Source organism: Sorangiineae bacterium MSr11367 (assembly GCA_037157805.1).
Classification (GTDB): Bacteria; Myxococcota_A; Polyangia; order Polyangiales; family Polyangiaceae; genus Pendulispora; species Pendulispora rubella.
Window position 1 is genome coordinate 3,248,146 of the sequence record CP089983.1, and the last position, 26,389, is coordinate 3,274,534.

The window sequence follows — 26,389 nt, forward strand, 5'->3', positions numbered from 1 at the left end:
GGGCTCCGACGTAGCCGGCGGTGTGGTTTCGACCGTCTTTCCGCCGGAGGTTGCGTCCGAAGGCCCCGCGCAACCTACCCCCACCGCGCGGGTCGAGCAAGACCCCGCGCCCGTTGTCGCACGAATATGCCTGGCCGTGCTCGTTTTGCCGTTTTTCCCGAGTCTTTAAAGGGAAACGGGACCAGGTTTCCCAGGTCCCGTTTTTCCATTTGTTTCCCCAAGGCCCGCTTGGGGGCCGCACCTGACTATCGGCTGTTCGTCAACGCCTATCAGCCAGAGGTTGCGGGCTTCGGCGGGCCGCCGAAGATGCTGGCGACCTTGCGCTTCTCCTTCGCCGCCTTCTCCTTCTCGGCGTAGGTCGGGATCACCACGCGCTCACGCTTCGGCAGCTCGCGACCGTCGAACACGGCAGCGATCTCTTCCGAATCGAGCGTCTCGCGCTCGATGAGGGCGTTGGCGAGGGACTCGAGCTTGTCCTTGTGCAGGTCGAGCTGCTCACGGACCTTCTTGTACTGATCGCCCACGATGCGGCGCACCTCTTGGTCGATCTCCACCGCGGTCTGCTCGGAGTAGTCCTGCTGGCGCGAGCCGTAGTCACGCCCGAGGAAGACTTGCTCCTCGCGCTTGCCGTAGGCCAGAGGCCCGAGCTTCTCGCTCATGCCCCACTCGCACACCATCTTGCGGGCGATGTCCGTCGCCTTCTCGATGTCGTTGCCGGCGCCGGTGGTGAGCCGCCCGAAGATGATCTCCTCGGCGATGCGGCCACCGAGGGCCACGGCGATGCTGGACTCCGCCTGCTCCTTGCTCAAGTTGTGGCGGTCGTCCTTGGGCAGGTACCAGGTGACACCCAGCGCGGGGCCGCGCGGGATGATGGTGACCTTGTGGACCGGGTCGTGGTGGTTGATGAGCACCGAGATGAGCGTGTGCCCCGCCTCGTGGATGGCGGTGTTGCGCTTCTCCTCGTCGCTGATGACCATCGAGCGACGCTCCGTGCCCATGTACACCTTGTCTTTGGCCATCTCGAAGTCGACCATCGACACGGCGTCCTTGTCCTGACGCGCCGCCAAAAGCGCCGCCTCGTTCACCAAGTTCTCCAAATCGGCGCCCGAGAAACCGGGGGTGCCGCGGGCGATGGTCTCGAGGTCGACGTCGGGGGCCAGAGGCGTCTTCTTCGCGTGGACGCGGAGAATGGCTTCGCGGCCGCGCACGTCCGGGCGCGTGACGGTGATGCGGCGGTCGAAACGACCGGGGCGGAGAATGGCAGGGTCGAGCACGTCGGGCCGGTTCGTCGCGGCGATGATGATGACGCCCTCGTTCGACTCGAAGCCGTCCATCTCCACGAGGAGCTGGTTCAGCGTCTGCTCGCGCTCGTCGTGACCGCCGCCGAGGCCTGCGCCGCGGTGACGACCGACGGCGTCGATCTCGTCGATGAAGATGATGCAGGGCGCGTGCTTCTTGCCCTGCTCGAATAGGTCGCGCACGCGGCTGGCGCCGACGCCCACGAACATCTCGACGAAGTCCGAACCGGAGATGCTGAAGAAGGGAACGCCCGCTTCACCGGCGATGGCGCGCGCGAGCAGCGTCTTACCGGTGCCGGGCGGGCCAATCATCAGAACGCCCTTGGGGATGCGGCCACCGAGGCGCTGGAACTTCTTGGGGTCTTTGAGGAAGGCGATGATCTCTTCCACTTCGTCCTTCGCCTCGTCGACACCGGCGACGTCCGCGAAGGTGACCTTGTTCTGCGAGTCGCTCAGCATGCGGGCCTTGGCTTTGCCAAAGCTCATCGCCTTGCCGCCGCCCGCTTGGAGCTGGCGCATGAAGAGGAAGAACATCACACCGATGAAGAGCATCGGCAGCAGCGTGATGAGGGTGCTCGACCAGAAGGGCGAAGCGTCTTCCTTCTCGAAGGCGATCTTCGGCGCCGGGGCGTCCTTCGAATCGGGCTTCAAGGTGTTGAGCAGCGCTTCGTCGGCGAGCGGGCCGACGGTCTCTTTGGTCACCGTCGACTTGGTGGCGTCGTTGGTGTGAACGCGGAAGATGTATTCGCGTTCTTTGATCTTGATGTCGTCGACGTGGCCGGCGTGAACCTCATTGAGGAACTCGCTGAAGGCGACGGGTTGCTTCCTGTCTGCGGGGCTCAAAAACTGCCAGATCGCCAAGAACATGAGGATCAGCAGCACCCACAGCAGCAGCGTTTTATGCGATTGCTTCACGTTTTTACCTCGGGGGCCGGCCAGGAAAAGAGTCCTTTAACGAGTACCATCGAACCAGGGGCGCATCCATACGGGGAACAGCGTATGTGATCAGTCTTTAGGGGCGGGACGCCTTAGTGGCCTTGTGGAAGCAGTTTCCGATAAGGTTGCCTCAGCGGTCTCGGACCAAACGTGCGTCCGATCCGCCATCGCGACAAGGCCTCCAGGCAGTTGGATGCGTGCCGTGCCCGATTGGGTCCTGCGGAGTTCGGCGAGAGCGAGCTGGGTCGCACGGGACAACGGATAGGCGTGACCGCGTGCGTTCGCTGCTTCGCTGCAAGGAGCGAGCTCGTCGGCTAAGCCGCATAATTGCTCGATGATTTTGGGGCTCATGGTGCGAAGAAGTGGAAGCACTTCGTGCCGCACGCGCGCCCGTGCGAAGCGTGGGTTCGCGTTGGAAGGGTCGTTGGCAAACGCAATGACGTGACGCGTTATGTGTGCGTCAATGCTCTCGCGGTTGGCCCGAATGAGCGGACGAATGCGCGTAATTTTCCCTTCATTCGCAGCGGGCGCCTTGGCCGGCAGCACGGCGAGGCCCGCGGCGTGTGAACCTTGAAGCAGGCGAAGAAGAAATGTTTCCGCGCGATCGTCCGCGTGGTGCGCGGTGGCGATGACGGATGCGCCAAACGCCGCGGCGGCGTCCTCCAGTGCGAGGTAGCGGGCGTCACGTGCGCGCGCCTGCAAATTGCCGCCCGGCGCGACGTCGACCGAGGCGCGCCCAAATGGGACACCCAGCTCGCGTGAGAACGATTCGGCCAGGTCGAGCTCGCGCGCGGCCTCGGGCCGCAGACCGTGATCGACGCCGAAGGCGAGGAGTCGGTAGGCATTTTTTTTCGCGAGAAGACTCATCACATGCAGAAGAGCCATCGAGTCGCGTCCCCCGCTCACCGCGAGAAGAACGGCATCACCGGGCGCGAGGAGCGACTCGTCGACGATGGTGCGGCGCGCGATCGTGAGCAAGGTCGGCGGGTGCGAGGGGCGGCTCATCGGAGCTCGAACTCCTTGCAGAAGGTGATCTCTCCGCGCGCGATTTCCAACTGGTCACGGCGTGGACCGGGCGGGTAGCCATGTGCACATCGAGCCGGCGCGTCGGGTGACCCCGGGTCGAAGTGGACGCAGTCTTCGCAGGCGAAGCGAAAGGCGAAGTGCTCGGCCTCCTGGAGCAAGCGGGCATCGAGCTTCGTTTTCATCGCACCCGCTCGAGCAGAACCACGGTTTCGAGGTGGCTTGTCTGCGGAAAGAGTTCGAACGCTTCGAGGGTGTGCGGTCGGTAGAGCGGCGACAGCGTGTGCAGATCGCGCCCGAGTGTCGCGAGATCACAGGACACATAGAGGAGGAAGCGCGGCGGATTTCGAAGGCCGGCCACCTGCTCGCACACAGCGCGGGCGCCGGTTCGCGGAGGGTCGAGCACGAGAAGGTGCAGCGCCTTGGGAAGTGCGTACGTGCTGGCGTCGGCCTCGACGACCTTCGCGCCTGCGAGGCCGCGAGCGCTCAGGTTGGCCTGCGCCGCGCGGCACGCACCCGCGTGCGACTCGACCGCGACGAGCTGACCGTGCGGCGCGAGCAGCACCGTGAAGTTGCCCGCCCCCGCGTAGAGCTCGACGATGTGGGCATTCGGCACGGAGGAGAGCGCGCTCGCCGCAAGCTCGCCCACGCGGCGGGCTAGAAGGAGGTTGCCCTCCTCCGACGCTTGCGCGAAGCCGCCGACGGCAAGTTGGAGCGGCGATCCATCGGCCCCGGCCATCCACGGCGTGGGATCGCCGATGACCGCCGGGCGCGTGGCCTCGCCGCACACGATGCTGGCCCCGCGCAAGCCGGTCTCCCCGGTCGGGGTGAGCGCGCGTTCGAACCGCGCGTACACTTCGCCCGGCAGCGCACCGCTCCAGCGCACCGACAGCACGTGGCCGCGCTCGTCGTCGTTCTCGACGGGTGGACCCAACGCAATTTCCACGTCGCCGGTGCCGTGGGCGCGCTCGAATCGAGGCTCGAGCTCGAGGCGCGCGCGCTCGATGGTCGGATGGAGCACGGTGCATGCGTCGACCTCGATGGGCTCGTGGCTCGAGGGCGCGTGCATCCCAACGATGGCGCGCCCGCCGGATGCGCGCACGTGCACCCGCGCGCGCGTGCGGTAGCGCAGCGCCGAGGTCGCGCGCACGGACTCCACGGGATGCTCGCGCCAGGCCTCGGGAAGCGCGGCGCGCAGGTGCTCCAAATGGATGCGCGTCTGCGCATCGTTTGCAATTTGCATCCAATTGCAGCCGCCGCACCGCATCGTGTGGGGGCACGCAGGCTCCACCCGATCGACGCCCGCGCCCACGACGTTGCGCAGCTGCCCGCGCGCCGGACGCGGGCCGAAATCCACACGGGCCTCGATGCGATCGCCGGGGGCCGCCCCGCGCACGAACACCGCACGGCGTTCGCCCTGGTGCGTGACGATGGCCACGCCGTCCCCGCCGGGGGCGACCTCGGCGATCTCGAGCGTCATGTCGTTCGAAGGCCGGGATTTTTCCTTACGGGGTCGTGACATCGTCGCCGTTCATAGCGCGCGCTCTACCTGCATGCCAACACGGCGTATCCGCCGGTGGGATCGTGCTCGGTCAGGGTGCGTGCGGTGGCCCACACCACCGCGACCCGCGTGTCGGTGGCCGCGATGGCCAGGCGGCCGTCGCGAACCTGGGCGAGCGCGGGCACGCGCGGGTTGAGGGCGAGCTGCTCCTCGCGCAAAAATGTGGGCGTATCCGTGGCCATCTGATCGTAGGCCACGATGGTGATGGCCCCCGGTTGCTCGACCGCGAAAAAGGCGTGCGCTTTGTTGTACGCGACGTCGGCGAACGAGACCTTACCGAGCGCCTCCGTGTTGAAGCCGTCCTCGACCGTGGGCACATTTTTGCCCAAGTCGAAGACATGAAACACGACCGAGCGCCCGGCCGTGTTGCCATTGCTGGCCACCACGAGCCGCGTTCCCTGCAGGGCCATCGAGCCCCAGGTTCCCGGTATTTCGAGCGGTTGCGGAAGGTTGCCGACGCTCGCCCCCGCGACCATTTGAAGGCGAAGCACGCTTTCCTTGCCCGCGTCCGCCCCGGCGTCGGCGGCACCGGCGCTCTGTGCGGCGGAAAGCACGGCGGTGGCCGCGTTGCTGGTGGCGACCCATGCATCGCTGTGCGGCGCGGCGCCTCCGACCGAGACCGGCGTGCTCTGGGCGAACTGAACGTCGTTCGTGGTGCTGAGCAGGGCCTGACCGTCCTTGAGCCCCGCGACGAAGAAGTCTTTGCCCGACGGCGCTTTCGCCACCGCGTGGGCGGACGAGAGCGACAGCCGCGCGCTGGCGACGAACGCGCCCGTCTCCGCGCCTTGCTTGGTGATCGTCCCCGCGGCATCGACGGCCAGAAGATCGAAGCCCGCCTTGTCGTTGCACAGCGCGCGCGCCACCACCGCAAGTCCACGATCCTTCTCATAGGCGAGGCCGACGGCGTCCGCCTCCTCGGCGGTGTTGCATCGATCGGGCAGATCCTGCGTGACGAGCGTGCCCAAGCCCCCACCCGAGTCGATGGGCGCAAAGGTGAGGCGCGAGCGGCCTTGGATTGCGTCGTACTCGCGGTACGCGACGAGGAAGCCCTTTTCCGTGGGAACGATGGCCGGGTAGCTCATGATCGTCCCGGCGCTGCCCAGTGGATTGCCCAGCGGCCCGGCGCCGACGAGTTCGAGCGAGCACCCCGCCCCGACGCTCGGCTGATCGTTGTCCGTGGACGGGGTGCATTGCGCATTGGTGCACACGGTGCCTTCGCCGCAGGCGCCCGAAGGCGTTTCCTTGGCCTTCAGCGTGATGGAGACCTCGTTGGCATCGCCCACGTCGAGCGACGAGCAGCCCGTGGCGAGCACGGTGCAGTCGTCCTTTTTGGCCACGGCGGCGAAAGCATAGGTGCCGCGCGGGAGATCGCCGATGGCGGGCGGGGTCTTGGTGCCGCTGCGGAAGGCGACGCGTGCGCGGGTGCCCGTCGTGGGGATCCCCGCCGAGAGCTGGGCGCCCGATGGGCATGCCGCATCGGCGAAGACGCCGACCTCGTACCACGTGGCCTGATCGCGAACGCCGTCGGGCACATGGAGCGTGAACGAGAGCTCCGGCTTGCGATTGCAGGCGGTATCGGCGAACGACGCGAGGGCCACGAGAGGCCACGCGGCAAGAAAGAGAAGCCGGCGCACGGCTTTGTGGATAGCACGCCGCCGAGGCAACGTTCGATCGACGCGTCAAGGTAACGGTCGATGGAATATGTCAGGTGTCCAATGACCTGATACGCGAACCGCGGCAGCGGAACGAAGCCGGCGACCGGAGCGATGTGTGGTCCAGAAGGTCAGGAACGCCATATCTCTGGCGATCCTGCCGCGTGGGGACGGACTAAGGCGCCGGTCTCGCCGGAATTGTCTCGCTGCCGCTGCTCGCCTTCGAACGGCTCGCGAATCCGCCACGATCCGTCGACGTTTACGTTAGGGCGACATCGTCACTTGCTGGATATTGAGCTCGTCGGCGGAGATGGTGACCTTTTGGGTCTTCGTTACAGGTGGGTTCAACGTTTTGAGTGTCAAACGATGCTCGCCCACGGAAACCGATTGCCGGTAAAGCGGCGAGGAGCCGAGCAGCTTGCCGTTGTCGTAAACCTCGTCGCACTGCGTGGGCTTGCAGATGATGGTCAACAGGCCCGTGCGCTCCGATTTTTTCTCGGTCGGGGCGCCCCCACGCGGGATTTCGACGGGCCCCGTCTCCTTGGGTTCCTTCGCGGATCGTGACGAGGACGAGGTGCTCTTGCTCGCGCTGGTGGCCGTTGTCGTCGAGGGTGGCGTCGCCGTGGCACTCGCCGACGCGGGCGGCGTGACCGCCGGAGGCTCCGGGGGTGGCGCGGGCGCCTTGTCCTCCGCCGCCGGCAGCGCCGTGACGGACGTTTGTGGCGCGATGGCGGCCGCAAAGGCATCGCGCGCCCCGCCAAAGGGGCCCGCGCTCGACGAAGCGGCCGGCGACTTCTCCACCTTCGCCTCGGGCTTCTCCGTCAGCGTGCCCGAGAGAAGTAGGTAAATCGCGCCGACGAAGAGGAGTGCGAGAAGACCCGATCCGAGCGCGACGACCCACATGGGGATGCCCTGCTTCAGGGCGCGCGCCGTCATGGTGCGGTTGTCGAGATCCGGCGGCAGCAGCATCGGACTCTGCCCCGTGGGTGCCGGTATGCCCACCGACGCGTTCCACCCTGGATCCGGTGCGGGCGAGACCGGACTGGCCATGAACGGATTGGGCTGCGCCGGCGCCGCCCCAGGCCCCGCTTGGGGGGCCGTTCCTGCCCCCAGATGCGCGAAGTCGGTCGAGAAGTTGCTCGGCGCCGGGAGAGGGGCGAACGGCGAGGGGATGGGGACGGGAACCTGTTCCATCGCCAAGGTGTGCATTTCGGCGGGGGGCGGTGGAGGGAAGGGCTCCACGGGTCGCCCGGCCGCGGGCAACGGCACCGCGGGCTTTTGCGCCGTGTTGTTCGGCGGCGGAGCGGCTTGCTGCGTCGCCGCGCCGTTTTCGCGATGGGCATCCCGGTTTGCGCTCGCCGCACCCTCGCGCCCCTTGGCCACGAGTGTATCGTCGTTGTCGTCGAAGTCCTCGCCGCCGTGGTAGCCGAAGTCGGGCAGCGACCCCTGGAGCGTCGGACCATCGTCGTACGGCCGCACGCCGGTGGGCGGCGTCTCGAGCGACGGCGTTTCCTGGCTGCGCAGCATCTGCTGATCGCGGCGCGGCACGAGGGCAGGCATGCCCGCCGCGGGCCTCGGCGTCGGCAGGCGCGCATTGGGCGGCGGAGCCGCCGCCTTGGCGTCGGGATGGAAGGGCATCTCGCGTCCGGCGCTTGGCCACGCCGGATCCACCGGGTGCGCGATCGCCTCCGTGGCGCGGAGCCCCTCGACGTTGATGGTCTGCGTGACCTCCGCCGCCCAGCGCAGGTGCGCCTCGCGCTTCTGAATGCGCTCGGCGAAGATCGATTGCACGTAGCTCGCGACCTCGTCGCTGGCGATGAAGAGCCCGCGCCGCATCAGCAGCGACTGCAGCGCCCGTGAGAGCTCGCGTGCGGTCTTGAAGCGCTCGTTGCGATTGCGCGCGAGCACCTTCATGACGATCTTCTCGAGGTCGATCGGGTAGCCACGCACCAACGTGCTCGGGCGCGGCACGTTGCACTCCTGGACCTTGGCCAAGGTGTCCAGATCGTTGTCCATGCGGAAAAGACGCTGCCCGGTGGTCAGCTCCCAGAGCACCACGCCGAGCGCGAACAGGTCCGTGCGGCGATCGATCGGCTCGCCGTGCACCTGCTCCGGCGACATGTACGCCAGCTTGCCCTTGAGCGTGCCCGCGCGCGTGTTGGAAATGCGCGAGGCGAACTTGGCGATGCCGAAGTCCACGACCTTGGTCGTCCCGTCGTAAGTGACGAACAGGTTGTGCGGCGTCACGTCGCGGTGAACGAGCTGCAGTTTCTCGCCGTTCTTGCCCACCAATTCGTGCGCGGCATGCAGGCCCTCCGCCGCATCGGCGATGACCCGGCAGGCGATTTCCGGCGGCATGGGCGTGCCGATTTCTTCGGTGCGGCGCATCAGCTCGCGCAGCGGCTCGCCGTGCAGGTACTCCATCGCGATCCAGTAACAGTCCTCGTGCTTCCCGAGCTCGAAGACGGTGGCCACGTTGGAGTGCGAGATGCGCGCGACGATGCGTGCCTCGTCGAGGAACATCTGGACGAAGGATTCGTCCTCCAGCAAGTGCGCGTGAATCTTCTTGATGGCGACCCACTTCTGAAAGCCGCCCAGTCCATCCATGCGTGCCAGGTGCACGGTGGCCATGCCGCCGATGCCGATTTCGTCGACGACGCGGTATCGCCCGAGAAAATAGGTGCCCGCGCGCGGTTCCGTGGACGAGCCACTGCCGCCACCACCCGAGGAAGCGCTACCTGTGATGTCGGGGCGGTGGACGCGATCTTGGGGCAACGTCTGGGATCTCCTTCATCGGATGGCTTGAACTTGGACGGGAGCGACGGTGACGTCGTCCGAAGGACGGAGGAGGAAGTACGCGCCTGCACCGGCCCCCACGAGCACGGCGCCGCCGATGATGTACGGCCACGGGCTGGACCAGAAGCCCCCCTTCGAATCGTGATCGGCGTTGTCCTTGGGAGCGGGGGCGGTGGCCACGCGGAAGCCGGACTTCGCCGGTTCGTTCGCGGAGGGGGGCGGCGGTACCGCGGCCAGGGGCAAGGGCGTGGGGCCTTGGCCTTCGCTCTCCACGCGCACGTTCGATTCGCTGGAGACCCACTCGTTGCCGCGGGCATCGAGACCGCTCACGCGCACCGAAAGCGCCGCGCCGTCGGTGGCGATGCGGCCAGGCACGTCGAACGCGATGTGCGCGCTCGCCGCTTGCTCCGTTCTGTACGACGCCGTCGGGCCCTCGCCCACCGCGAGCATCACGCGCGTGATCGTCTGCGAGCCCGCCGCTCCGGAAAGCGCGACCTCCACCCGAAACGGGCGCCCCACGCTGGTGTCCGCAGGGGCCTCCATCTGGAGCGCGACGGGTTGCCCGTGCTGTTTGCGGGCGGTGTCCGCGATGAGGGTGGCCTTCTTGCCAGCCTCCGAAGGGACCTTGAACGACGGATCGAGCGTGGCGGCGATTCGAAAGGCGGCGAGGGCACGATCGCGCTTTCCGAGGACCGCGCGTGCGGCGCCCAAGTAGACGTGCGCCTTGAGGAGGTCTTTGCGCGGGAGGCCGCCTTGCTCGAGGGCCTCGGCGAACTGCGCTTCAGCGACGTCGAAGTCACCGCGTCCCCACGCGGCCTGGGCGCGATCGAGGGCGGGCCCACCGCGCGGCGGGTCGGCATTGCGGATCCGTTCCGACGCTGCGCCGCTGCCGGGGCCGCCGGCGGACTGAGCGTAGAGTGGTCCGCCGGTCCCGAGCAGGCAGACCGCAAGGACCGCTCCCGCGCTGCGCGCAAAGAACGTCTGAAAATCTCGCACGATTGAAATCTCTAGGGCGAAGGTTATCGATCCCGCCCCAAGCGCGCAAGGCTACGAAAAAAGCCGAAATGCGAGAGAGAGTGGCGCCTGTGCTACGGGAACGGCTGCCCTGGGCGCCCGCGCTCGAAGTAAAAGCGGAATTTCCCGGTGAGATGACCGCGGCAGCGGGGTGGCGGCCCGAGGCCTCCGGGACAAATTTCCCTGGGATCGACGAGGTACACCTCGAAGCTCCCCTCGCTCAGGCGCTCGGCGGCGTTCGACTCCTCGGGCACCGCGTTGTACAGGTGGTCGAACGTGATGGTGCTGTAGCCAACCTTGGGCGGGGTCGAGGTGCCGCCATCGGCGCCACCATCCGCGTTTCCGTTCCCCCCATCGGCGCCGGCATCGTCTCCGGCCCCCGCATCCGCACCCGGAGGCGATGCGCCGCCTTGGCACGGGCCGATGAAGGGCTCTCCGCTGTCGATCGCGTCGCACGTGCCGTTGGCATTGAGGCTCGCCGCGGAGACCGCGTGCAGGGCCACATTCTGCGTGCGGCAAGTGCGCTGCAGGTACAAGGTGAGGTGCACCAGGCCTGGATCCGGATCGGGCGTGATGGGCACGCCCGGCGGGTAAACGCCCACCGGGAGCGAGACCTTGAGCGGCTGGCCGAGGCGCGAAGCGTGACCAGGATCGCCGCGGATGGCGTGCACGTCGTCGACGAGGATCATGACGCCGTCGCTGAAGGTCTCGAAGTCGCCGCCGTGTTGGATGCGCAGCTGCACGCTGTCGCGGTAGGGGATGCCCGCGTAGAAGTCCGGCGCGAGTTTGAAGTCGCCCGACCAGCAATTGGGGACGTTGAGCGTGCCCGAGATGCTGCCTTCGCCGTCGCCGAGCGAGCCGCACGCGGGAATGACCACGGCGCCGACCAACGCAGTTGCAACGACGGCAGGAGCGATTCCGCGCAGGAGGCCCATGTGGAGCATCCTAGCGCTCAATCGAGGCGCGGCGCACTCACGAAGCGAGGTCGCGCGAGCGCAATCGTCCCCCGCCGAGGACGCGGTCGCCATCGTAGAAGACCGCGATCTGGCCCGGTGTAAGCGCAGCCACCGGCTCGCGGAAGGTGACGTGGGCCGATCCCGGCTCCTCCGACGACATGACGATGGTGGCCTCCGCACCCGGATGGCGGTATCGGATGCGCACGCGCGCCGAGAGAGGCAGGGACACGCCCGGGGCAAGCACGACATCGTCGAGCTTGGCGCCCACCCCGGCGAGGGCTTTCTCGCCGCCGAGGTGCACCGTGTTGGTGGCGGCGTCGATCTGCGTCACCCAGATGGGGCGCCCGAGCGCCACGCCGAGGCCCTTGCGCTGGCCAACGGTGAAACGATGCACGCCCGCATGCTCCCCGACCACGCGCCCCGTGTCGTCGACGATGGGCCCGGGCCGAACGCGGTCGGCACTGCGCTCTTCGACGAAGCGCGTGTACGCGTGCTCGCCGCCGCCCACGAAGCAGAGCTCCTGGCTCTCGCCCTTGGAGGCGCCGGGCAGGCCGCGCGCAAGGGCTTCGGCGCGCACCTCGGCCTTGGTGCTCTCGCCCAGGGGAAAGACGAGGCGCTCGAGCTTTTCGCGGGGCGTTGCGTAGAGGAAGTAGCTCTGGTCCTTCTTGTCGTCGCGGCCCGCGAGCAAGAACGGCGTCCCGTCGGCATCGCGCCCCGTGCGCGCGTAGTGGCCCGTGGCGACCCCGCGCGCACCGAGGCGATCGGCGATGGCGAACAGCTCGGCGAGCTTCACCTCGCGGTTGCACGTCGTGCAGGGGCTGGGCGTCTCGCCGGCGACGTAGGCATCGACGAATGGCGCCACGACCTCCTTGGCGAAGAGATCGCGCCGGTCGAAGGTGTAGTGCGGAAAGCCCAGCGCGTCCGCCGTGCGGCGTGCGTCGTACTGGTCTTCCGGTGCGCAGCAGCGCCCGTGGCCGCCCGGGGCGTCCAACTCGTCGGGGTAGTCCCAGAGGTGCAACGTCACGCCGACCACTTCGTGTCCGGCATCGTGCAGCCGCGCCGCGGCCACGGCGGAATCGACCCCACCGCTCATGGCCACCACGATGCGCTCGCGCTTCATGCGCGTGCGTATAGCATTGGTCAATCCTTAATGCCGGTCCGTTTCAATTCGCGGGAGATGGCCTCGATGGCCCGGGCGTGCAGCCGGCTCGCCCACGACTTCGACAGGCCAATTTCCTGCGCCGCCTGCTCGAAGGTGACCCCGTCGAAGTAGTGCCGCTCGAGCAAGGTGCGCTCGTTCTCGGGCCGTTTTGCGATGGCGGCGCGGACTCGGTTCATGAGTTCGGCGTGGGCGAACTCCTCCTCGGGCGATTCGGTGTCCGGGTGGATGATCTCGTCCAGCCCGTGCGTCTGCGGCGAGAGAAACGCCGCCGCCATGGCCAGCGCCATGCTCGACAGGGCCTCGCCCAATTTCTCATCGGCCGCCTCGGGACTGGGCGGCGGGGTGGCGGCCAGTTCCTCGGCCACGACCTCCTGCACGCGATCGGCCGCTTCCAACGCGCGGAGCTTGCGGTACACGCGCCGCGGAAGCGAACCGTGGGAACGGGCGCCGTCGATCATCGCGCCGCGGATGCGCAGGCTGGCCCAGCGCAAAAACGGGATCCCCCGCTCACGGTCGAACGTGCGGGCCGAGTCGAGCAGGCCTTCGCGGCCGATGGCCTCGAGGTCGTCGACGCTCAAGCTGGCGCCGAGGTGTTGGTGCATCTGACGCGCCAGGCTCGTGACCAGCGAGATACCCTCGAGGACGCGCTCGTGAACCTCAGGAGAATCGGCGGCCGCCTTGGTTGGCGGTGTGGGCGCTTTCGGGGCGGGGCTCGAGGACATCAGATGGGAGACCATCTTAGTTCCGCGCAACAGCTGTCAAGAGTCTCGCAGAGGCTCAGCAGGAATGGGAGTTTAGCTAGGAACTTGACCTCCGACGTACTAGGCTCTCCGCCCTTCTTCGATGTGCAGCGCACATGCACCCGAGGAATGGACCCTTTTCCTAGGGAAGAGTCGCGTTTTGCCTCCGATTGACCCACAAGAACCGTCGCTGGGCGCCTGGCGCGTGTGGCTCGAGGCGTTGGCCAGCGATGCGGAAGCCGCTTGGGCGGCCGCCCTCACCTACGGGGAGTTGCCCCGCGCCGTCCGGCAGGATTGGCTCGACGCGCTCGATGCGGACCTTCCGACCCTCGGCGTGCCCAAGGTGGCGGTTTACGCGCCGCTGCTCGCGGTGGAGGCCGACGAGGAGCTGCGTCTTCGCATGGTGCACGCCATGGGACCGCTCGAGGGAAAATCGGCATGGCAAGCGTGGCGCGCGGACTCGGCGCAGGCGGGCGCCCCCGAGGGGACGATGATCCTGGTGCTGGTGCGTTCGCTTTACCTGCACTTCGTCGAGCTCTTGGTCTGCACCGTGGCCCCCGATGACGTGCTCGTGTCCGCGGTGCACGAGCCGCTTTCCGATGGGCGCGCGTTCGAGGCGGGCCAGTCCGTGGACGGTGAACCCTTCGCCGCGGGGGAGTTGCAGCCCGTTCCCCTGGAGGACGCGGTGGAAGCCTTGGCGCACGCGGTGGTGGCCGAGCGGCGAAAAGGGCACACCCTGCCGGACGTGATGGCTCGTTTCTCCGATCTGTTCACGCCCGTGTATCCTGGGCGCACGTGAGCGAAGAGAACGAGGTACCGCCCGAACTCGTGAAGCGATGCGGAAGCTGCGCGCGCTTCGTGCGCGTCGTCGAGGCCATCGACGCGAACGGCGAGGTGCATCGCACGGGCGAGTGCCTGCTCGGCGTATGGCCCTCACCGATCCGCGAGACCAACACCTGCTCGCAGTACGTGCTGCGCGGCACGTTCGCCAAGACGGTCCAAGCGAACCGCCGACCCGAGCGCAGACCCCGCGCCGAGCGCAGTTCCCGGACCTCGGGGGCCGTCGCGCCGAGCGAGACGAGCGAGCCTTTCGAACTGGAGATCCCAGAGGAGCTTTTGGACATGGACGCAGACGAATTTCGACGGGTCCTCCGCTACGTCATCCGCGACGAACTCGGGCTGAGCGAGGTGAAGCTCGGCGGCCGCTGGAGCGGCGGCGAGATGATCCTGAAGCCGGGCAAGGAAGGCACGGCCGAAAAGCGCATCCCCATCGAGTCGCTGTTCCACAAGATCGTGATGGTCCGCGACAAGCTGCGCGTGCTCGAACAGAAGCTCAACGCCCATCCGCAGCTTTCGGACGAAGAAAAGGTGCAGATGCAGCAGTACGTCACGCAGTGCTACGGCTCGCTGACGACGTTCAACGTGCTGTTCGCCGAGCGCGAAGACGGCTTCAGCGGACAAAAAGGCGCGAAAGACGATTGATGCGGGTCGGGTACGTTCTTGCTTTTGCGTGCGGTTGCAGCCTTCTCGGGTGTGGTTCCTCGAAGCCCCCGCCGCCGGTGGGCGTCTCCACGGTGCAGAGCACCGAGCGCAAGGCGCCCGTCCGATTCGAATACGACTCGCTGGACGAGCGTCCGGTGAGCTCCGCGGCGATGAAGGGCAAGCTTTCCGTCATCGCGTTCATCACCACCTGGGATCTCTCGAGCCAAGCCCAAGTCGATTACCTCGTGCCCATGTCCAAGCGCGACGGCGATCAGGTGGCCTACGCACTGGTGGCGCTGCAGCCGCGCCGGGACCGCGAGCTCATCGAGCTCTATCGCACCAAGCTGGGGGTGACCTTCCCCGTCGCCCTCGGTGACGCCGAGACCATCTCCGGCAGCGGCGCCTTCGGCGACGTCCACGCCGTGCCCACAGTGATAATCCTCGATCGCGAGGGCCGCGTGGTCTGGCGCAACGTCGGCTTGGTGAAGGCCGACGAAATCCGGCGCGAACTCCGCAGCCATCCCTAGCTGCACAAAACGAAACTACATTGCCCGTGCCCGTGCCCGTGCCCGTGCCCGTTCGTCGGGCGTGAGAGTTCGGGCAGGGGCACGGGCACGTTTACGGGCACGGACTGGTAAAATTTGCGGCACATTCGAAAATGGCGTACGTATTGATGTATGCCTTTGAATCGTAAGTTCGAGAAGCTAGATGCCGTCGATGCGAAGGTTCTGGGCCTTCTCGCCGCGCAGGGGCGGACGACGTGGGCCGAGCTCGGGAGCGAGCTCGGGCTCTCCGCGCCGGCGGCGGCGGATCGGGTAAAGAAGCTCGAGCAGCTCGGGCTCATTCGCGGGTACACGGCGGTTCTCGATGCCGAGGGACTCGGATTGGGAGTCACGGCGTTCATCGCCGTGCGGCTCGATCGGCCGACGCATCGCGCGGCGTTCTTGAAGCGGGTGCGCCGAGAAGCGGCCGTGGTGGAGTGCCATCACATGGCGGGCGACGACGATTACCTGCTCAAGGTCCACGTGACCGATCTCAAGACGCTCGAGACCCTGGTCAGCGAAACGCTGAAGGGCATCGATGGCGTCATCGGGACGCGCACGTCGATTGCGCTCTCCACGTTGAAGGACGCTCCGCATCTGCCCCTCGAACACCTTGCACCGGATGAATGACGATGGTTCCTGTCTTTCTAAAAGCCGTCTTTCTCGGCCTCTCGGTGGCCGCTCCCGTGGGCCCCATCGGCATCTTGTGCATCCGGCGCACGCTCACCGATGGGCGCAAGCTGGGGTTCGCGTGCGGTATGGGCGCGGCCACGGCGGACGCGATTTACGGGCTCGTTGCGGGGATTGGCGTCAGTGCCATCGCGCGGGCCTTTGCCGAGCATCAAGCCATGTTTCGCACCGTGGGCGCGCTGTACCTCGGCTACCTGGCGTTTCGCATTTGGACGGCCGCGGTGCCGGAGGAGGGGGCCAAGGTCGCCGGCGGCAGCGCCTTCTCGGCATGGCTGTCGACCTTGGCGCTCACCATCACGAACCCCATGACCATCGCGGCGTTTCTCGCGATGTTCTCGTCCTTCGGCATCCAGCCAGGCGAGAGCGCGTGGATCGATACGGGCACCCTCGTGGGCGGGGTGTTTCTCGGATCGGCGGCGTGGTGGTTCACGCTCAGCGGAGGCGTCAGTCTGCTGCGCCACCGCCTGCGACGCGCGCACCTGGTGTGGATCAACCGCGTGTCGGCGACGGGGTTATTCGCCTTTGCGCTCAGCGCTGCCTTTGGTCTCCTCAGCTAGAAGCTGCTTCGTGAGCTCGGGTTTCTGCACCTTGCCCATGGCATTGCGCGGGAGCTCGGTCATGAGCACCACCTGCTTGGGAACCTTGTACGGGGCGAGGCTTTGCTTGGCGAAGGTGCGTACGAGCTCCGTCGCGCACTCGCCCGCGCGGCCTTCGTGCGCGACCACGCACGCCACGACGCGGTCACCCCAGTTTTCATCGGGCACGCCGACGACGGCGACCTCGCGGATGGCCGGGTGCTCGCGCAGTGCTTCCTCGATTTCGAGCGCGCTCAGTTTGTAGCCGCCGCTCTTCAGAATATCGACGCTCGTGCGGCCCAGTATTTTGAAGTAACCGTCGGCGTCGCGGGTGACCGTGTCGCCGGTGCGGAACCATCGCTCGCCCGTCGCGTCGGGCACGAACGCGTCGCGCGTCGCGTCGGGGCGCTTGTAATAGCCGGAGAAGACGCTGGGGCCGGCGATCCAGAGTTCGCCGACTTCGGCGTCTTGGCCCTGATCGTCGACGATGCGCGTTCGCACCGTCGGCAAGGGGAGGCCGACGTGGGCCGGCTTGCGGGCGCCGTGCACCGGGTTGGTCGTGCCGACGCCGATCTCGGTCATGCCGAAGCGCTCCACCGGGATGGCGCCCGCGATGATCTGCCAGCGCTCGGCGAGGGTTGCGGGCAGGGCAGCACTCCCGCTGGTGGCCAGGCGCAGGCCGCGTGCGCCGCGTTGCCATTCGGCGCGAAGGTCGGGGGCGGCCTCGTCAAAGGCGTTGAAGAGGCGCGTATACATGGTGGGGACCGCCATGAGGACGGTGGCCCGCGGAAGCTCGCTCCAGATGCGCTTCGCATCGAAGCCCGGGAGCATGCGCACGGTCGCCCCGGCACCGAGCGCAGTCAGCAGTGCGATGGCCAGCCCGTGCATGTGGTGCAGCGGCAGCGCATGGAGCAGCGTGTCGCGCTCGGTGAACTCCCACGCCTCCGCCAGGAGCCGCTGCTGCGTCTCCAGATTGCCGTGGGTCAGAACGGCGCCCTTCGGCTTTCCCGTGGTTCCGCTCGTGTAAAGCTGCAGCGCGGGCGCGTCGGGGGCTTGCGAGGGGCCTTCGTCCAGCATCGGCCCCTCCGAAAACACCGCCTCGTCGGTGGAAAGGACGCGCCGGCCTTCGGCCGCTTGCTCGAGCCGCGGCCTCAGATCCGGCGAAACAAGGATGGTGCGAACCTCGGCGTCCTCGCAGAAGTAGAGCATCTCCCGCGATGGATGCAGGGGCGACAGCACGGTGACGACGCCGCCGGCCATGAGCACGCCAAAGAACGACGCCACGAAGTGCCCGCCGGGCGAAACGAAAATGGCGACGCGTTCGCCTGCCAAACCCGCCCGCGAATCCTTGCGCTCCCCATCCGGCCCACTCGCTGAGAGCAGCGCGGCCGCGATGCGCCGCGCCCGAGCATGAAGATCCGCATAAGTCCAGGTGCCTTCGTCATCCGAGATGGCGATCCGCGGGTCGGTCCGGAGGTTCATGCTTTCGCGTACCTAGCATGAGAGGTTTGGATCTTGCCCCGTTGACGCATCGATTCCGATTCCTATGATGGGTTGTTGTTCCCTCTGCCCGGTTCGAGAAGAGACGGTTTTATTATGATCCCTACAGGCGTGATTTCGGAGGATTAGCGATAGCTCTGTGAGCACGCCGGGCCGCAAACCGTAGTTACCTACGCGCGCGGATAACTCGGAAGCCTAATGCGCAATCATTGGTCCCCCACCTAGCCAACCGGCTAGGGGTCATGCAAACCGCCGACGGCCATGGTGGTAAGGAGCACGTTAGGCCCTCGCAGAAGTGCGAGGGCCTTTTTTTTCGGCTTTTTCGAAGGCGCGCTGGTCTAGAGTCGACATCGCAATGGCGAGCGCACGTGCCGACGTCCTGGTCTTCGGGGCCACCGGGTTCACCGGCAAGCTCGTCTGCGATGCGCTTCGCACACGCGGGGTGACGTTCGCCATCGCGGGCCGGAGCCGCGCCAAGCTCGATGCGCTTTCCGACTCGCTCGGGGGGGTCGAAACGGCACTCGTCGACCTGAAGGACGCCGAGACCATCGTGCGTGCCCTCAGCGGACGCAAGGTCGTCAGCGCGTGCGCCGGGCCATTCATCGACGTGGGCGAGCCCATTTTGGCGAGTTGCGCGCGCATGGGCATCCACTACGCGGACACGACGGGCGAGCAAAACTTCGTCGCCCTCGCGGTCCTTCGCTACCGCGCCACGGCGGAAGCCAGCGGGGCCTGCGTTGCGCCGTCCATGGCCTACGAGATTGCGCCGCCGGACTGGGCGGCCCATTTGGCCGCGCAGCGTCTGGGGAAAGAGCCCGACGCGATCGACATCGTGTACATCCCGCGCGCGGGTGGAAACCTCGCCGACGCCACGACGCGGGGGACCAAGCTCAGTGTGCTCTCGATTTTCTCGGGTGAGAGCCGACAGTACATCGACGGGGCCCTGCGCCGGGAGGCCCCGGCGGCCACCGTGCGCACCTTTCCGGCGCGGGAGGAAGGGGGCCGGGCCATCACGGCGATGTCGATCCCGAGCCCCGAATCGATCGTCGTCCCGTCGCACACGGCGGCGCGAACGGTGCGGACCTTCATGGCCATGGACAAGGCCGCCGCGCACCTTCTTCAAAAGGCGCGGGGCGTTGCGCCGGCCCTCGCGCGGGTCGCGCGCCCGCTCTTGGTGCGCGCGATCGGTCGCACGACCGAGGGGCCCGAAGGCGAGGCGCGCGGCATGGAGTTCGACGTCCTCGCCGAAGCCCGATCGGGAGATACGGTGAAGCGCGTTTACCTTACGGGCCGCGATCCGTACGGCCTCACCGCGCAGATTCAAGCGCTGTTCGTGGAGCGCGCGCTCGCGGGCAAGGTGCATGCGCGCGGTGTCGTGGCCCCGAGCGTGGCCATTGCTCCGGCGGACGCCCTGGCCGCGTTGCCGCTCGAACTTCACGAGCGCGCGAGCGCGACGACCGAATAGGCGACGGCGGGCCGTTCACCGGGGTTGAGGTACGAGTGCCGCTGGTCGCCGCGGAACGCGATGACGTCCCCCGTCTCGAGTTGCCAGCGCTCGCCGGCGGCGACGAGAACGATGCAGCCGCTCTCGCATGTCAGGTATTCGCGGGTGCCTGGCGTGTGGGGGACGCCGGTCATCTGGCTCTTGGGCGGGAGCTCGAAGCGATCGATTTCCATGCCCGGGATGGCGTCCGGCAGGAGCTTGCGCACGAAGACGTCCCCACGCTGCCGCGTGCGGAGCGTGTCGCGCGGGTAAAATTCGCAGGCGGCGCGCGGCGTGGAGATGAGCTCCTCCAGGGTGACCTGAAAGGCTTCGGCCACGGCATGCATGACGGCGAGCGTCGGGTTTGCGGCGCCCGATTCCACGTTGGCCCACGTGGCGCGGGGGACGTTGGCAATCTTGGCCATTTGCTGTTGGGTGAGCCCGCGCGCTTCCCGCAGCTGCCGAATATTCTTGCCCAGCCGCGTGGCCAGCTCGTCGCTCATGACGACAGGTTGGATCGGTGCCAATAGATTGGCAAGCGTGACAACAGAACGGAGACGGCGCCCCACCCTGTCCGTCGGATGGAGGACACCATGGAATGGTCTGGACGTGGGGTGCTGGTGACGGGCGCGAGCCGTGGGCTCGGGGAACAGCTGGCCCGTTGGTTTGCCAAGCGGGGCGCACGCGTCGGCCTCGTGGCGCGTGGCCGCGATGAGCTCGAGCGCGTCAAGGAATCGATTGTGGCAGAAGGAGGAACCGCCGTGGCGATCGCCGCGGACATCGGGGACAAGGACGCGACGTACGTCCTTGCGGGCACGGCCGCCGAGCTGATCGGGCCCGTCGATCTGGTGGTGCACTGCGCCAGCGCACTGGGGCCGTTGCCCATGCCGCTGCTGCTGGACATGGCGTGCGAAGATCTGGCGAGCGTGCTCGAGACGAACTTGATTGGGCCGTTTCGTCTGACCAAGGCGCTCGTCGGCCCGATGGTCTTGCGCGGGGCCGGCGTTGTGTTGTTCATCAGCTCGGACGCGGCCGTGAATGGCTACCCCGGTTGGGGAGCGTACGGCGTGTCGAAGGCGGCGCAGGATCATCTGGCGCGTGTGTGGGCGGCGGAGCTCGCGGAGGCGGGGGTGCAGTTTCTGAGCATCGACCCCGGCGACATGAACACCAAGATGCACGCCGACGCGCTTCCGGATGCCGATCCGGCGACGTTGCTCGATCCCGCGGTGGTGGCAGCGCGCATCGGCACCATCCTGGAGCAGCGCGCGCGGATCCCCAGCGGGACGCGGCTCGAGGCCTCCAGCGCTGCGACGGAGGTGACCGCGTGAAGGCTGCGACGTTTCCGCGCGATCGCCCGCTCGAGGAGCGCCTCCTCCACGTCGACCCACGCGCGTGCACGGTGCGCGATGCGCGGGTAGGGGATCTGACGTCGCTGCTTCGCGCGGGCGATCTGCTGGTGGTCAACGACGCCGCGACCTTGCCCGCGGCGATCGCCGCGCGCACCGCCTCGGGCGCGCCGCTGGAGGTGCGGGTGCTCGCGCGGAACGGAGGTGGCGCGACGTGGCAAGCGGTTCTCTTCGGCCCGGGCGATTGGCGGACGAAGACCGAGGAGCGTCTGCTGCCACCCGAGGTGCGCGTCGGGGACCGTCTCGCGCTTGGCGCGCGCGCGGCGGTCGTCGAAGCGGTGGATGCGCAATCGCCGCGGCTCGTGACGCTGCGAACCGAGGCGACCGTGCAGGATCTCTATCGGATGGGGAAACCTGTGCAGTATGCATACATCGAGCGCGATCTCGCGCTCTGGCACGTGCAGACGGCGTACGCGTCACGGCCGTGGGCGGCGGAGATGCCCTCGGCCGGGCGTCCTCTCACGTGGGGGCTGCTGCTCGGGCTGCGCCGGCGCGGTGTGGCCCTGGCGTCGCTCACGCACGCGGCGGGGCTTTCGTCGACGGGGGATGCGGCGCTCGATGCGCGTCTCCCGCTGGCGGAGCGCTACGAGATCCCCGCCGAGACGGTGCGCGCGGTGGCGAAAACGCGAAGGGAAGGCGGACGCGTCGTGGCCGTGGGAACCACCGTGGTGCGCGCGCTCGAGGGGTGTGCCATCGTCCACGATGGCCTCGTCCCCGGCGCCGGGGAGACGAACTTGCGCATCGGCCCGGGCTTCCGTCCGCGCGTGACGGACGGCCTTCTCACCGGCGTCCACGATCCCGCGGCCAGCCATTTTTCATTGCTGCAGGCGTTTGCGCCGCAGGCCCTGCTCGAGCGCGCCTACGCCCACGCCGAACGGGAAGGGTACCTGGGGCACGAATTCGGTGATTCCTCGCTGATTCTACCGGCCTGAGCGTCGTACCCCCTTGCATCAGAAGCGAAAGTGAGGTTCTTTTCGCCCGCAACCATGGCGACGACCACGAAAGAATCCGCACCCCCCGTTCGCACCCTGGCCGATCTCCGCAAGGACGACGTGGTCGATGAAGACGGGGGCGAGTGGTCCGGCCCGAAGCTCGCCGTGCTCGGCGTCATCGCGCTCGGTCTCGCGCTCGTCTTCCTGTACACGATCAGCCCGTACAGCGGCATCATTCTTCCCTGAGAATCACCCTTCCGCTCTAGGGGAAGAACAGCACGGCCTTGTCGCCGCGCGCGACGATTTTCTTGTCGATGATCGACAGGACCGTGGCGCGCCGTGCCGCGACGCCCTTGAGGACCGCCGCCGAGAGCAGCGGCTCGCCCGACTCTTCGCCGAAGGCGCGTGGGAGGGCATCGCCTTCCAGTTTGCGGAGCGCTTCGACGAAGCTTCGTGAGAAGCGTTCGGTGCGCTCCAACAGGGCGGTCTGCTTGGCCAAGGGGCCCGGTGGTACCGGATCGAAGAACGCTCCGTCGTTGTCGATGAAGAGCAGATGCCCGCCTGGCCCGTTGGCCCCGAGGTTGGCGCCGCTCCAGCGATCCCAGTTGCCGGTGATGAGGTCGAACGCGATGAGCGTGGAGATGTCCCCCGCGACGATCCAATCTTTGTCGGGGATCTCCGCACCCGTGAAGAGCCAGGGCTCCCATTCGGCGCGGCTCTTTTCCGTCTCGACGGGGTAGAACTCGAGCTTCGCAATCCACGGAATGAGCGCACCGCGCACGGTGCCGTCGCTCTCGGCGATGGCCTCTTCGTCGAGCAGGCTCGCGTCCTTGCCCTTCGTCGCCTTGCTCAGATCCTTTTTGGCGATGCGGTACGGAAAGGCGAGTGGCACGTTGGGAAGTGCCAGCGCGCGCCCCAATCGATACGCGGCAATCTCGCCCTTGTAGCGAAGTTTTCCACGCTTCGAGCGCGGCTTCCATGCGCCGCGCTGGCCGTTGGAAAAGTCGACCTTGAACACGACGGACGTGTGCCCAATCGACGTGGCGCTCGTCGGCGTGGCGCCCGAGAAGGCGCTTTCTTCGAGCACCACCTTCGGGGGCGGCGACTCCCCCTTGGCTTTGGGCGGCGCTGCATCCGCGGCGTCCGATGCCGCCGGCGCCGGCGCTTCCGTCTTGGGCGCTTCCTTCGGCGTTTCCGCCTTGGGGGGCTCCTTCGCCGTTTCCGTCTTGCTTGGTTCCTCCGGTGCCTTGTTGCATGCGACCAGTGCCGCAAGCACCACCCACAACGCTGCGCGCTTCATGCGCAGGAACTCTAGATCAGCACGCGCGTCTGGACGAATTCGCGGATCTTGGCGTTGACCAACTCGTGCTGCTCCAGCGCCGCGACGTGGGTGCCGTTCTTCAGCACCACCAGCTCCGCGTCGGGGATGGTCTTGGCCATCGACTCGGCGAGGAAGGCGGGCGTGAAGGTGTCCCGCTCGCCCGTGAGGATCAACGTGGGCACGTCGATCTGCGCGAGAAAGTCGCCCGCGGTGTGCTCACCGGCGGCGCGCAGCATGCGCAGAAACAACGGAAGCTCGACGTGCGGCACGTGCTGCAGGTACGGCATGATGTCCTCGCGCGACACTTGCCCGAGATCGATCTCGCCGATTTTCGCAGCCACGTTGAAGGCTAGCTCCGGAGGGATGCGCGACCAAAGGGCACGCACCAACTCGGGGCGCTTGAGCGCCAGGTCGAGCAGCTTGGGTAACACCATGTCGAGTACAGGTAGCCCCTTGAAGGTGCTCGTCAGCTTTCCGAACGTCCCGCAGATCAGAACCAATCCGCGTACGCCCTTCGGATGACGCCGATATCCTTCGAGAACCACCTGACAACCCATGGAGTGGCCCACGAGCACCGCCGGAGGATCACCAACTTTACGCCGAACGGCCATCAGATCGTCCGCGTGGGCGGCCACGTCGATCCGGTCCGGATCGTGCGGGGCCCCACTGCGACCGTGGCCTCGGTAATGCCAATGAGTAAGGGGCACGATCTCAGCGAGATCGTTCCATAAGTACTTCCAGATGAAGCCGTCGCAGAGAATGCCGTCGCAGAGAAAGACACGAAGATCCGGCATCCCGCCCGTCCCAGGAACATCAGGGCCATCAGGGGGGGATGCCATCGTCCGCGAGCGGACAAAAAGCTTCGTGTCGTCGTCAGCTACGGCGATGGTCTGCTCCTCCGGGCCGGATTGGCCCGTCTGCGTGGCTTCGATTTGCACGGGAGCGCGTTACACCCGACCAGGACTACTTACTCGTCGGTATCGTCGTCATCGCCCCCTTCAACGTCGTTGACGCTGGGGAGCTTCTTGATTTCAAGTCGCGAGATCTTCCACGCCCGTTGCACGACCCAGGAGAGTGACCGGTCGAGGCGAGCGGCCTCTTCCTTGATCTCCTGGAGCATCGACTCAGGGAAGTAGAGGCTTTGCTTCCTTTTGTCGGTCTTGGATTCCACATTCCGAACGCTACCGCTCGGGTCTTTGTCACCAATGCCCAAGGTCGACCTCCATTTTCCGTCTACCTGCCACCCTAGAGTACCAGCTATTTTTTGGACCTGACTACGATAAACAGCGAGGAGCAAAAGGTTTGCTAGCATCGATAGGTCAAGATGAACGAAGCAAACCTGGGCGACCGTTCGCAAGGGAGCGTCGAATCGTCGGAGCTTGAAGTAGGAAATCCCGGCGAGAATCGGCGAAAACGACATCGAAGCGCCATCCTTCGTGGCGTTGCCATGGGTGCGCTGGCGTTTGCCGGTGGGTTGGTAGGGACGGTGTTCGTCTCACCGCTGCTGGCCAATGCGACGCCTCAAGCGGAGAACCCCTACGCGGCGACGTTGCAGCTCGGCCGTGTACTGGTTCAGGTCGAGAACAACTACGTCGAGCCGGTCGAGCGCACGAAGCTCGTCAATGGTGCGATCGCAGGGATGGTGGAGCAGCTCGATCCCCACTCGTCGTACTTGCCGCCGCAGGAGTTCACGGCGTTTCAAGACGATACGGAAGGAAAATTCGGCGGTGTCGGGATCGAAGTGGACGTGCGCTCCGACGCCATCACCGTGCTCGCGCCCATCGAGGGAACACCGGCGGAGCGCGCGGGCATTCGCAGTGGCGACCGCATCATCGGCATCGATGGTGAGCAGGTACTGTCGTCGTCGCTCGACACGATGATCAAGCGCATGCGCGGCAAGCCGGGGACGCACATCAAGTTCACGGTCCGCCGCGAGGGGGTGAAAGAGTCGCTCTCGTTCGACCTGGTGCGCGAGGTGATCCACGTCTCGAGTGTGACGTCGAGGGTCCTCGACGGAAATATCGGGTACGTGCGGATCAAGCAGTTCCAAGATCGGACGCACGAGGAGCTTTTGCGCGCCGCAGCGCAGTTGCGCACGCGATTGGGCGAAGCGACTCGAAGCGTCAACGGGAAGCCGGCGCCGGCCGCATCGCTTGCCGGTGTGCTGCTCGATCTGCGGAGCAACCCGGGCGGGTTGGTCGACGAGGCGGCCGAGGTCGCGGACGAGTTTCTCTCCAGCGGCGGTATCTACACGACGCGTCACCGCGGACAGACGATCGACGACGTGCGTGCGCGCGGGGGCGGGGCCTTCAGCGAGGTGCCCATCGTCGTTCTGGTGAACGAGTGGAGTGCGAGTGCGTCGGAGTTGGTGGCGGGCGCGCTGCAGGACAATCGGCGCGCGACGGTCGTGGGGGCGAACACCTTCGGCAAGGGCAGCGTGCAGTCGATCATCGAGCTCCCCGGTGGCGCGGGGCTGCGTCTCACCACGGCGCGTTACTACACGCCGGGCGGGCGATCGATTCAGGCCGAGGGCATCCATCCCGACGTGCTCCTCGGGGCCAAGTCGAGCGATCCCAATGCGCTGCGCGCCGTGCACGAGCGCGATCTCGAAGGCCACCTCGCCGGTGAGACGCGCAAGACCACGACGACGGTGGCGAACGCGCCGGCCGCGCGCATGGCGCCCGATGGCGGCACGCTCGAGCCCATCGAAACGCGGGACATTCCCAGCGATCCCACGAAGAGCAAAGACTTCGTTCTACGCACCGGCTACGAGGTCTTGCGCGACAAGCTGGCCGGCAAAGTACCTCCGCCGCCTCACAAGTAACGCACGGACACGATGGTGAGCTCGATCTCACCATTGGGACGTCGCAACGTGACGACGTCGCCCTCTTCCTTCTTGAGGAGGGCGCGACCGATGGGGGAGCGCCAGCTAATATGGCCGCGTTTCAGGTCGATCTCGTCCTCGCCCACGATGCGGTACGAGGCGCGCACGCCCTCTTCGTCCTCCACTTCGACGGTGGCACCGAAGAAGATGCGGTCCGTCGATGCCGGCTCGGTGACGACTTGGACCGCCTCGAGCCGCTTGGTGAGGAAGCGCATGCGCCGGTCGATCTCGCGCAGTCGCTTCTTGCCGTAGATGTATTCGGCATTTTCACTGCGGTCGCCTTGCGCGGCGGCGTCGGCGACTTCTTGCACGACCTTGGGTCGCTCCTGCGAGCGAAGGTACCCGAGTTCGTCCTGCAGGCGCTTGGCGCCTTCTTTCGTGATGTAGTTCGGATCGGCCATCGAAGAGAGGGTTTAGGGGTTACGGTTTAGGGAAG

At 66.9% G+C, this 26,389-nt stretch carries 26 protein-coding genes; 10 read left to right on the forward strand and 16 right to left on the reverse strand.

The genetic code is table 11. The annotated features are described in order from the left end of the window. Positions 1-269: 269 nt before the first annotated feature. The 10 genes from ftsH to LVJ94_13160 all read right to left on the reverse strand — a co-directional run bounded on the left by ftsH (position 270) and on the right by LVJ94_13160 (position 13,120). A complete protein-coding gene (gene ftsH / locus LVJ94_13115; GenBank protein WXB08170.1) occupies positions 270-2,213 on the reverse strand; it encodes an ATP-dependent zinc metalloprotease FtsH in 1,944 nt (647 codons plus the stop codon). A gap of 90 nt (positions 2,214-2,303) precedes the next feature. Continuing rightward, positions 2,304-3,239 (reverse strand): tRNA lysidine(34) synthetase TilS, encoded by a 936-nt coding sequence (gene tilS, locus LVJ94_13120; protein ID WXB08171.1) that lies wholly within the window; start codon positions 3,237-3,239, stop codon positions 2,304-2,306. Continuing rightward, a complete protein-coding gene (locus LVJ94_13125; GenBank protein ID WXB08172.1) occupies positions 3,236-3,442 on the reverse strand; it encodes a hypothetical protein in 207 nt (68 codons plus the stop codon). The genes tilS and LVJ94_13125 overlap by 4 nt, the downstream gene beginning before the upstream one ends. Further along, positions 3,439-4,779 carry a class I SAM-dependent RNA methyltransferase gene (locus LVJ94_13130; protein WXB08173.1) on the reverse strand — a complete coding sequence of 447 codons (1,341 nt, stop codon included), beginning with the start codon at positions 4,777-4,779 and terminating at the stop codon, positions 3,439-3,441. Before LVJ94_13130 ends, LVJ94_13125 begins: the two co-directional genes overlap by 4 nt. 23 nt (positions 4,780-4,802) lie before the next feature. Next, on the reverse strand, positions 4,803-6,452 hold the full coding sequence (locus tag LVJ94_13135) for a hypothetical protein (GenBank protein WXB08174.1): 1,650 nt from the start codon (positions 6,450-6,452) through the stop codon (positions 4,803-4,805). 282 nt (positions 6,453-6,734) lie between these two features. Continuing rightward, entirely contained in the window at positions 6,735-9,245 is a 2,511-nt protein-coding gene (locus LVJ94_13140) for a protein kinase (protein ID WXB08175.1), read from the reverse strand. Between the two features lie 15 nt (positions 9,246-9,260). Beyond that, positions 9,261-10,262, reverse strand: a complete 1,002-nt coding sequence (locus LVJ94_13145; GenBank protein WXB08176.1) for a hypothetical protein — start codon at positions 10,260-10,262, stop codon at positions 9,261-9,263. Positions 10,263-10,354: 92 nt separating this feature from the next. Next, a complete protein-coding gene (locus LVJ94_13150) occupies positions 10,355-11,215 on the reverse strand; it encodes a hypothetical protein (protein WXB08177.1) in 861 nt (286 codons plus the stop codon). A 37-nt stretch (positions 11,216-11,252) separates the two neighbouring features. After that, positions 11,253-12,356, reverse strand: a complete 1,104-nt coding sequence (gene mnmA / locus LVJ94_13155) for a tRNA 2-thiouridine(34) synthase MnmA (GenBank protein ID WXB08178.1) — start codon at positions 12,354-12,356, stop codon at positions 11,253-11,255. Between the two features lie 20 nt (positions 12,357-12,376). Beyond that, entirely contained in the window at positions 12,377-13,120 is a 744-nt protein-coding gene (locus LVJ94_13160) for a sigma-70 family RNA polymerase sigma factor (GenBank protein WXB08179.1), read from the reverse strand. 178 nt (positions 13,121-13,298) lie between these two features. Between LVJ94_13160 and LVJ94_13165 the strand changes: the two genes are divergently transcribed. The 5 genes from LVJ94_13165 (at position 13,299) to LVJ94_13185 (ending at position 16,409) form a co-directional block, all read left to right on the forward strand. Continuing rightward, positions 13,299-13,937, forward strand: a complete 639-nt coding sequence (locus LVJ94_13165) for a hypothetical protein (protein WXB08180.1) — start codon at positions 13,299-13,301, stop codon at positions 13,935-13,937. After that, positions 13,934-14,620, forward strand: a complete 687-nt coding sequence (locus tag LVJ94_13170) for a hypothetical protein (GenBank protein WXB08181.1) — start codon at positions 13,934-13,936, stop codon at positions 14,618-14,620. The genes LVJ94_13165 and LVJ94_13170 overlap by 4 nt, the downstream gene beginning before the upstream one ends. Beyond that, the gene (locus tag LVJ94_13175) at positions 14,620-15,147 is read left to right on the forward strand and encodes a TlpA family protein disulfide reductase (GenBank protein ID WXB08182.1); all 528 of its coding nucleotides are present in this window, start codon (positions 14,620-14,622) and stop codon (positions 15,145-15,147) included. The genes LVJ94_13170 and LVJ94_13175 overlap by 1 nt, the downstream gene beginning before the upstream one ends. 150 nt (positions 15,148-15,297) lie before the next feature. Further along, positions 15,298-15,792, forward strand: coding sequence for an Lrp/AsnC family transcriptional regulator (locus LVJ94_13180; protein WXB08183.1), 495 nt, complete (start codon positions 15,298-15,300; stop codon positions 15,790-15,792). Between the two features lie 2 nt (positions 15,793-15,794). Continuing rightward, positions 15,795-16,409 (forward strand): LysE family transporter, encoded by a 615-nt coding sequence (locus tag LVJ94_13185; protein WXB08184.1) that lies wholly within the window; start codon positions 15,795-15,797, stop codon positions 16,407-16,409. Here LVJ94_13185 and LVJ94_13190 read toward each other — a convergent pair. Further along, entirely contained in the window at positions 16,365-17,909 is a 1,545-nt protein-coding gene (locus tag LVJ94_13190) for an acyl-CoA synthetase (protein WXB08185.1), read from the reverse strand. The two genes, LVJ94_13185 and LVJ94_13190, sit on opposite strands and share 45 nt — an antisense overlap. A 373-nt stretch (positions 17,910-18,282) precedes the next feature. Between LVJ94_13190 and LVJ94_13195 the strand changes: the two genes are divergently transcribed. Beyond that, positions 18,283-19,392 carry a saccharopine dehydrogenase NADP-binding domain-containing protein gene (locus tag LVJ94_13195; GenBank protein ID WXB08186.1) on the forward strand — a complete coding sequence of 370 codons (1,110 nt, stop codon included), beginning with the start codon at positions 18,283-18,285 and terminating at the stop codon, positions 19,390-19,392. On the opposite strand, the gene LVJ94_13200 is transcribed toward LVJ94_13195, so the two are convergent. Continuing rightward, positions 19,362-19,913 (reverse strand): XRE family transcriptional regulator, encoded by a 552-nt coding sequence (locus LVJ94_13200; GenBank protein ID WXB08187.1) that lies wholly within the window; start codon positions 19,911-19,913, stop codon positions 19,362-19,364. The two genes, LVJ94_13195 and LVJ94_13200, sit on opposite strands and share 31 nt — an antisense overlap. 90 nt (positions 19,914-20,003) lie before the next feature. Between LVJ94_13200 and LVJ94_13205 the strand changes: the two genes are divergently transcribed. The 3 genes from LVJ94_13205 to LVJ94_13215 are packed head-to-tail and all read left to right on the forward strand — an operon-like array spanning position 20,004 to position 21,994. Next, on the forward strand, positions 20,004-20,738 hold the full coding sequence (locus tag LVJ94_13205; protein WXB08188.1) for an SDR family oxidoreductase: 735 nt from the start codon (positions 20,004-20,006) through the stop codon (positions 20,736-20,738). Beyond that, positions 20,735-21,748, forward strand: a complete 1,014-nt coding sequence (locus LVJ94_13210) for an S-adenosylmethionine:tRNA ribosyltransferase-isomerase (GenBank protein WXB08189.1) — start codon at positions 20,735-20,737, stop codon at positions 21,746-21,748. The genes LVJ94_13205 and LVJ94_13210 overlap by 4 nt, the downstream gene beginning before the upstream one ends. Before the next feature lie 54 nt (positions 21,749-21,802). Further along, entirely contained in the window at positions 21,803-21,994 is a 192-nt protein-coding gene (locus LVJ94_13215; GenBank protein ID WXB08190.1) for a hypothetical protein, read from the forward strand. Positions 21,995-22,010: 16 nt separating this feature from the next. Here the strand turns inward: LVJ94_13215 and LVJ94_13220 are convergent, their stop codons facing one another. The 3 genes from LVJ94_13220 to LVJ94_13230 form a co-directional block, all read right to left on the reverse strand. Beyond that, a complete protein-coding gene (locus LVJ94_13220; protein ID WXB08191.1) occupies positions 22,011-23,048 on the reverse strand; it encodes a hypothetical protein in 1,038 nt (345 codons plus the stop codon). 11 nt (positions 23,049-23,059) lie between these two features. Then, positions 23,060-23,863, reverse strand: coding sequence for an alpha/beta hydrolase (locus tag LVJ94_13225; GenBank protein WXB08192.1), 804 nt, complete (start codon positions 23,861-23,863; stop codon positions 23,060-23,062). A 173-nt stretch (positions 23,864-24,036) separates the two neighbouring features. Next, on the reverse strand, positions 24,037-24,282 hold the full coding sequence (locus LVJ94_13230) for a TIGR04563 family protein (GenBank protein WXB08193.1): 246 nt from the start codon (positions 24,280-24,282) through the stop codon (positions 24,037-24,039). 111 nt (positions 24,283-24,393) lie between these two features. Between LVJ94_13230 and LVJ94_13235 the strand changes: the two genes are divergently transcribed. Continuing rightward, the gene (locus LVJ94_13235) at positions 24,394-25,893 is read left to right on the forward strand and encodes a S41 family peptidase (GenBank protein ID WXB08194.1); all 1,500 of its coding nucleotides are present in this window, start codon (positions 24,394-24,396) and stop codon (positions 25,891-25,893) included. On the opposite strand, the gene greB is transcribed toward LVJ94_13235, so the two are convergent. Next, a complete protein-coding gene (greB, locus tag LVJ94_13240) occupies positions 25,884-26,354 on the reverse strand; it encodes a transcription elongation factor GreB (GenBank protein ID WXB08195.1) in 471 nt (156 codons plus the stop codon). The genes LVJ94_13235 and greB overlap by 10 nt on opposite strands. Positions 26,355-26,389 lie beyond the last annotated feature (35 nt).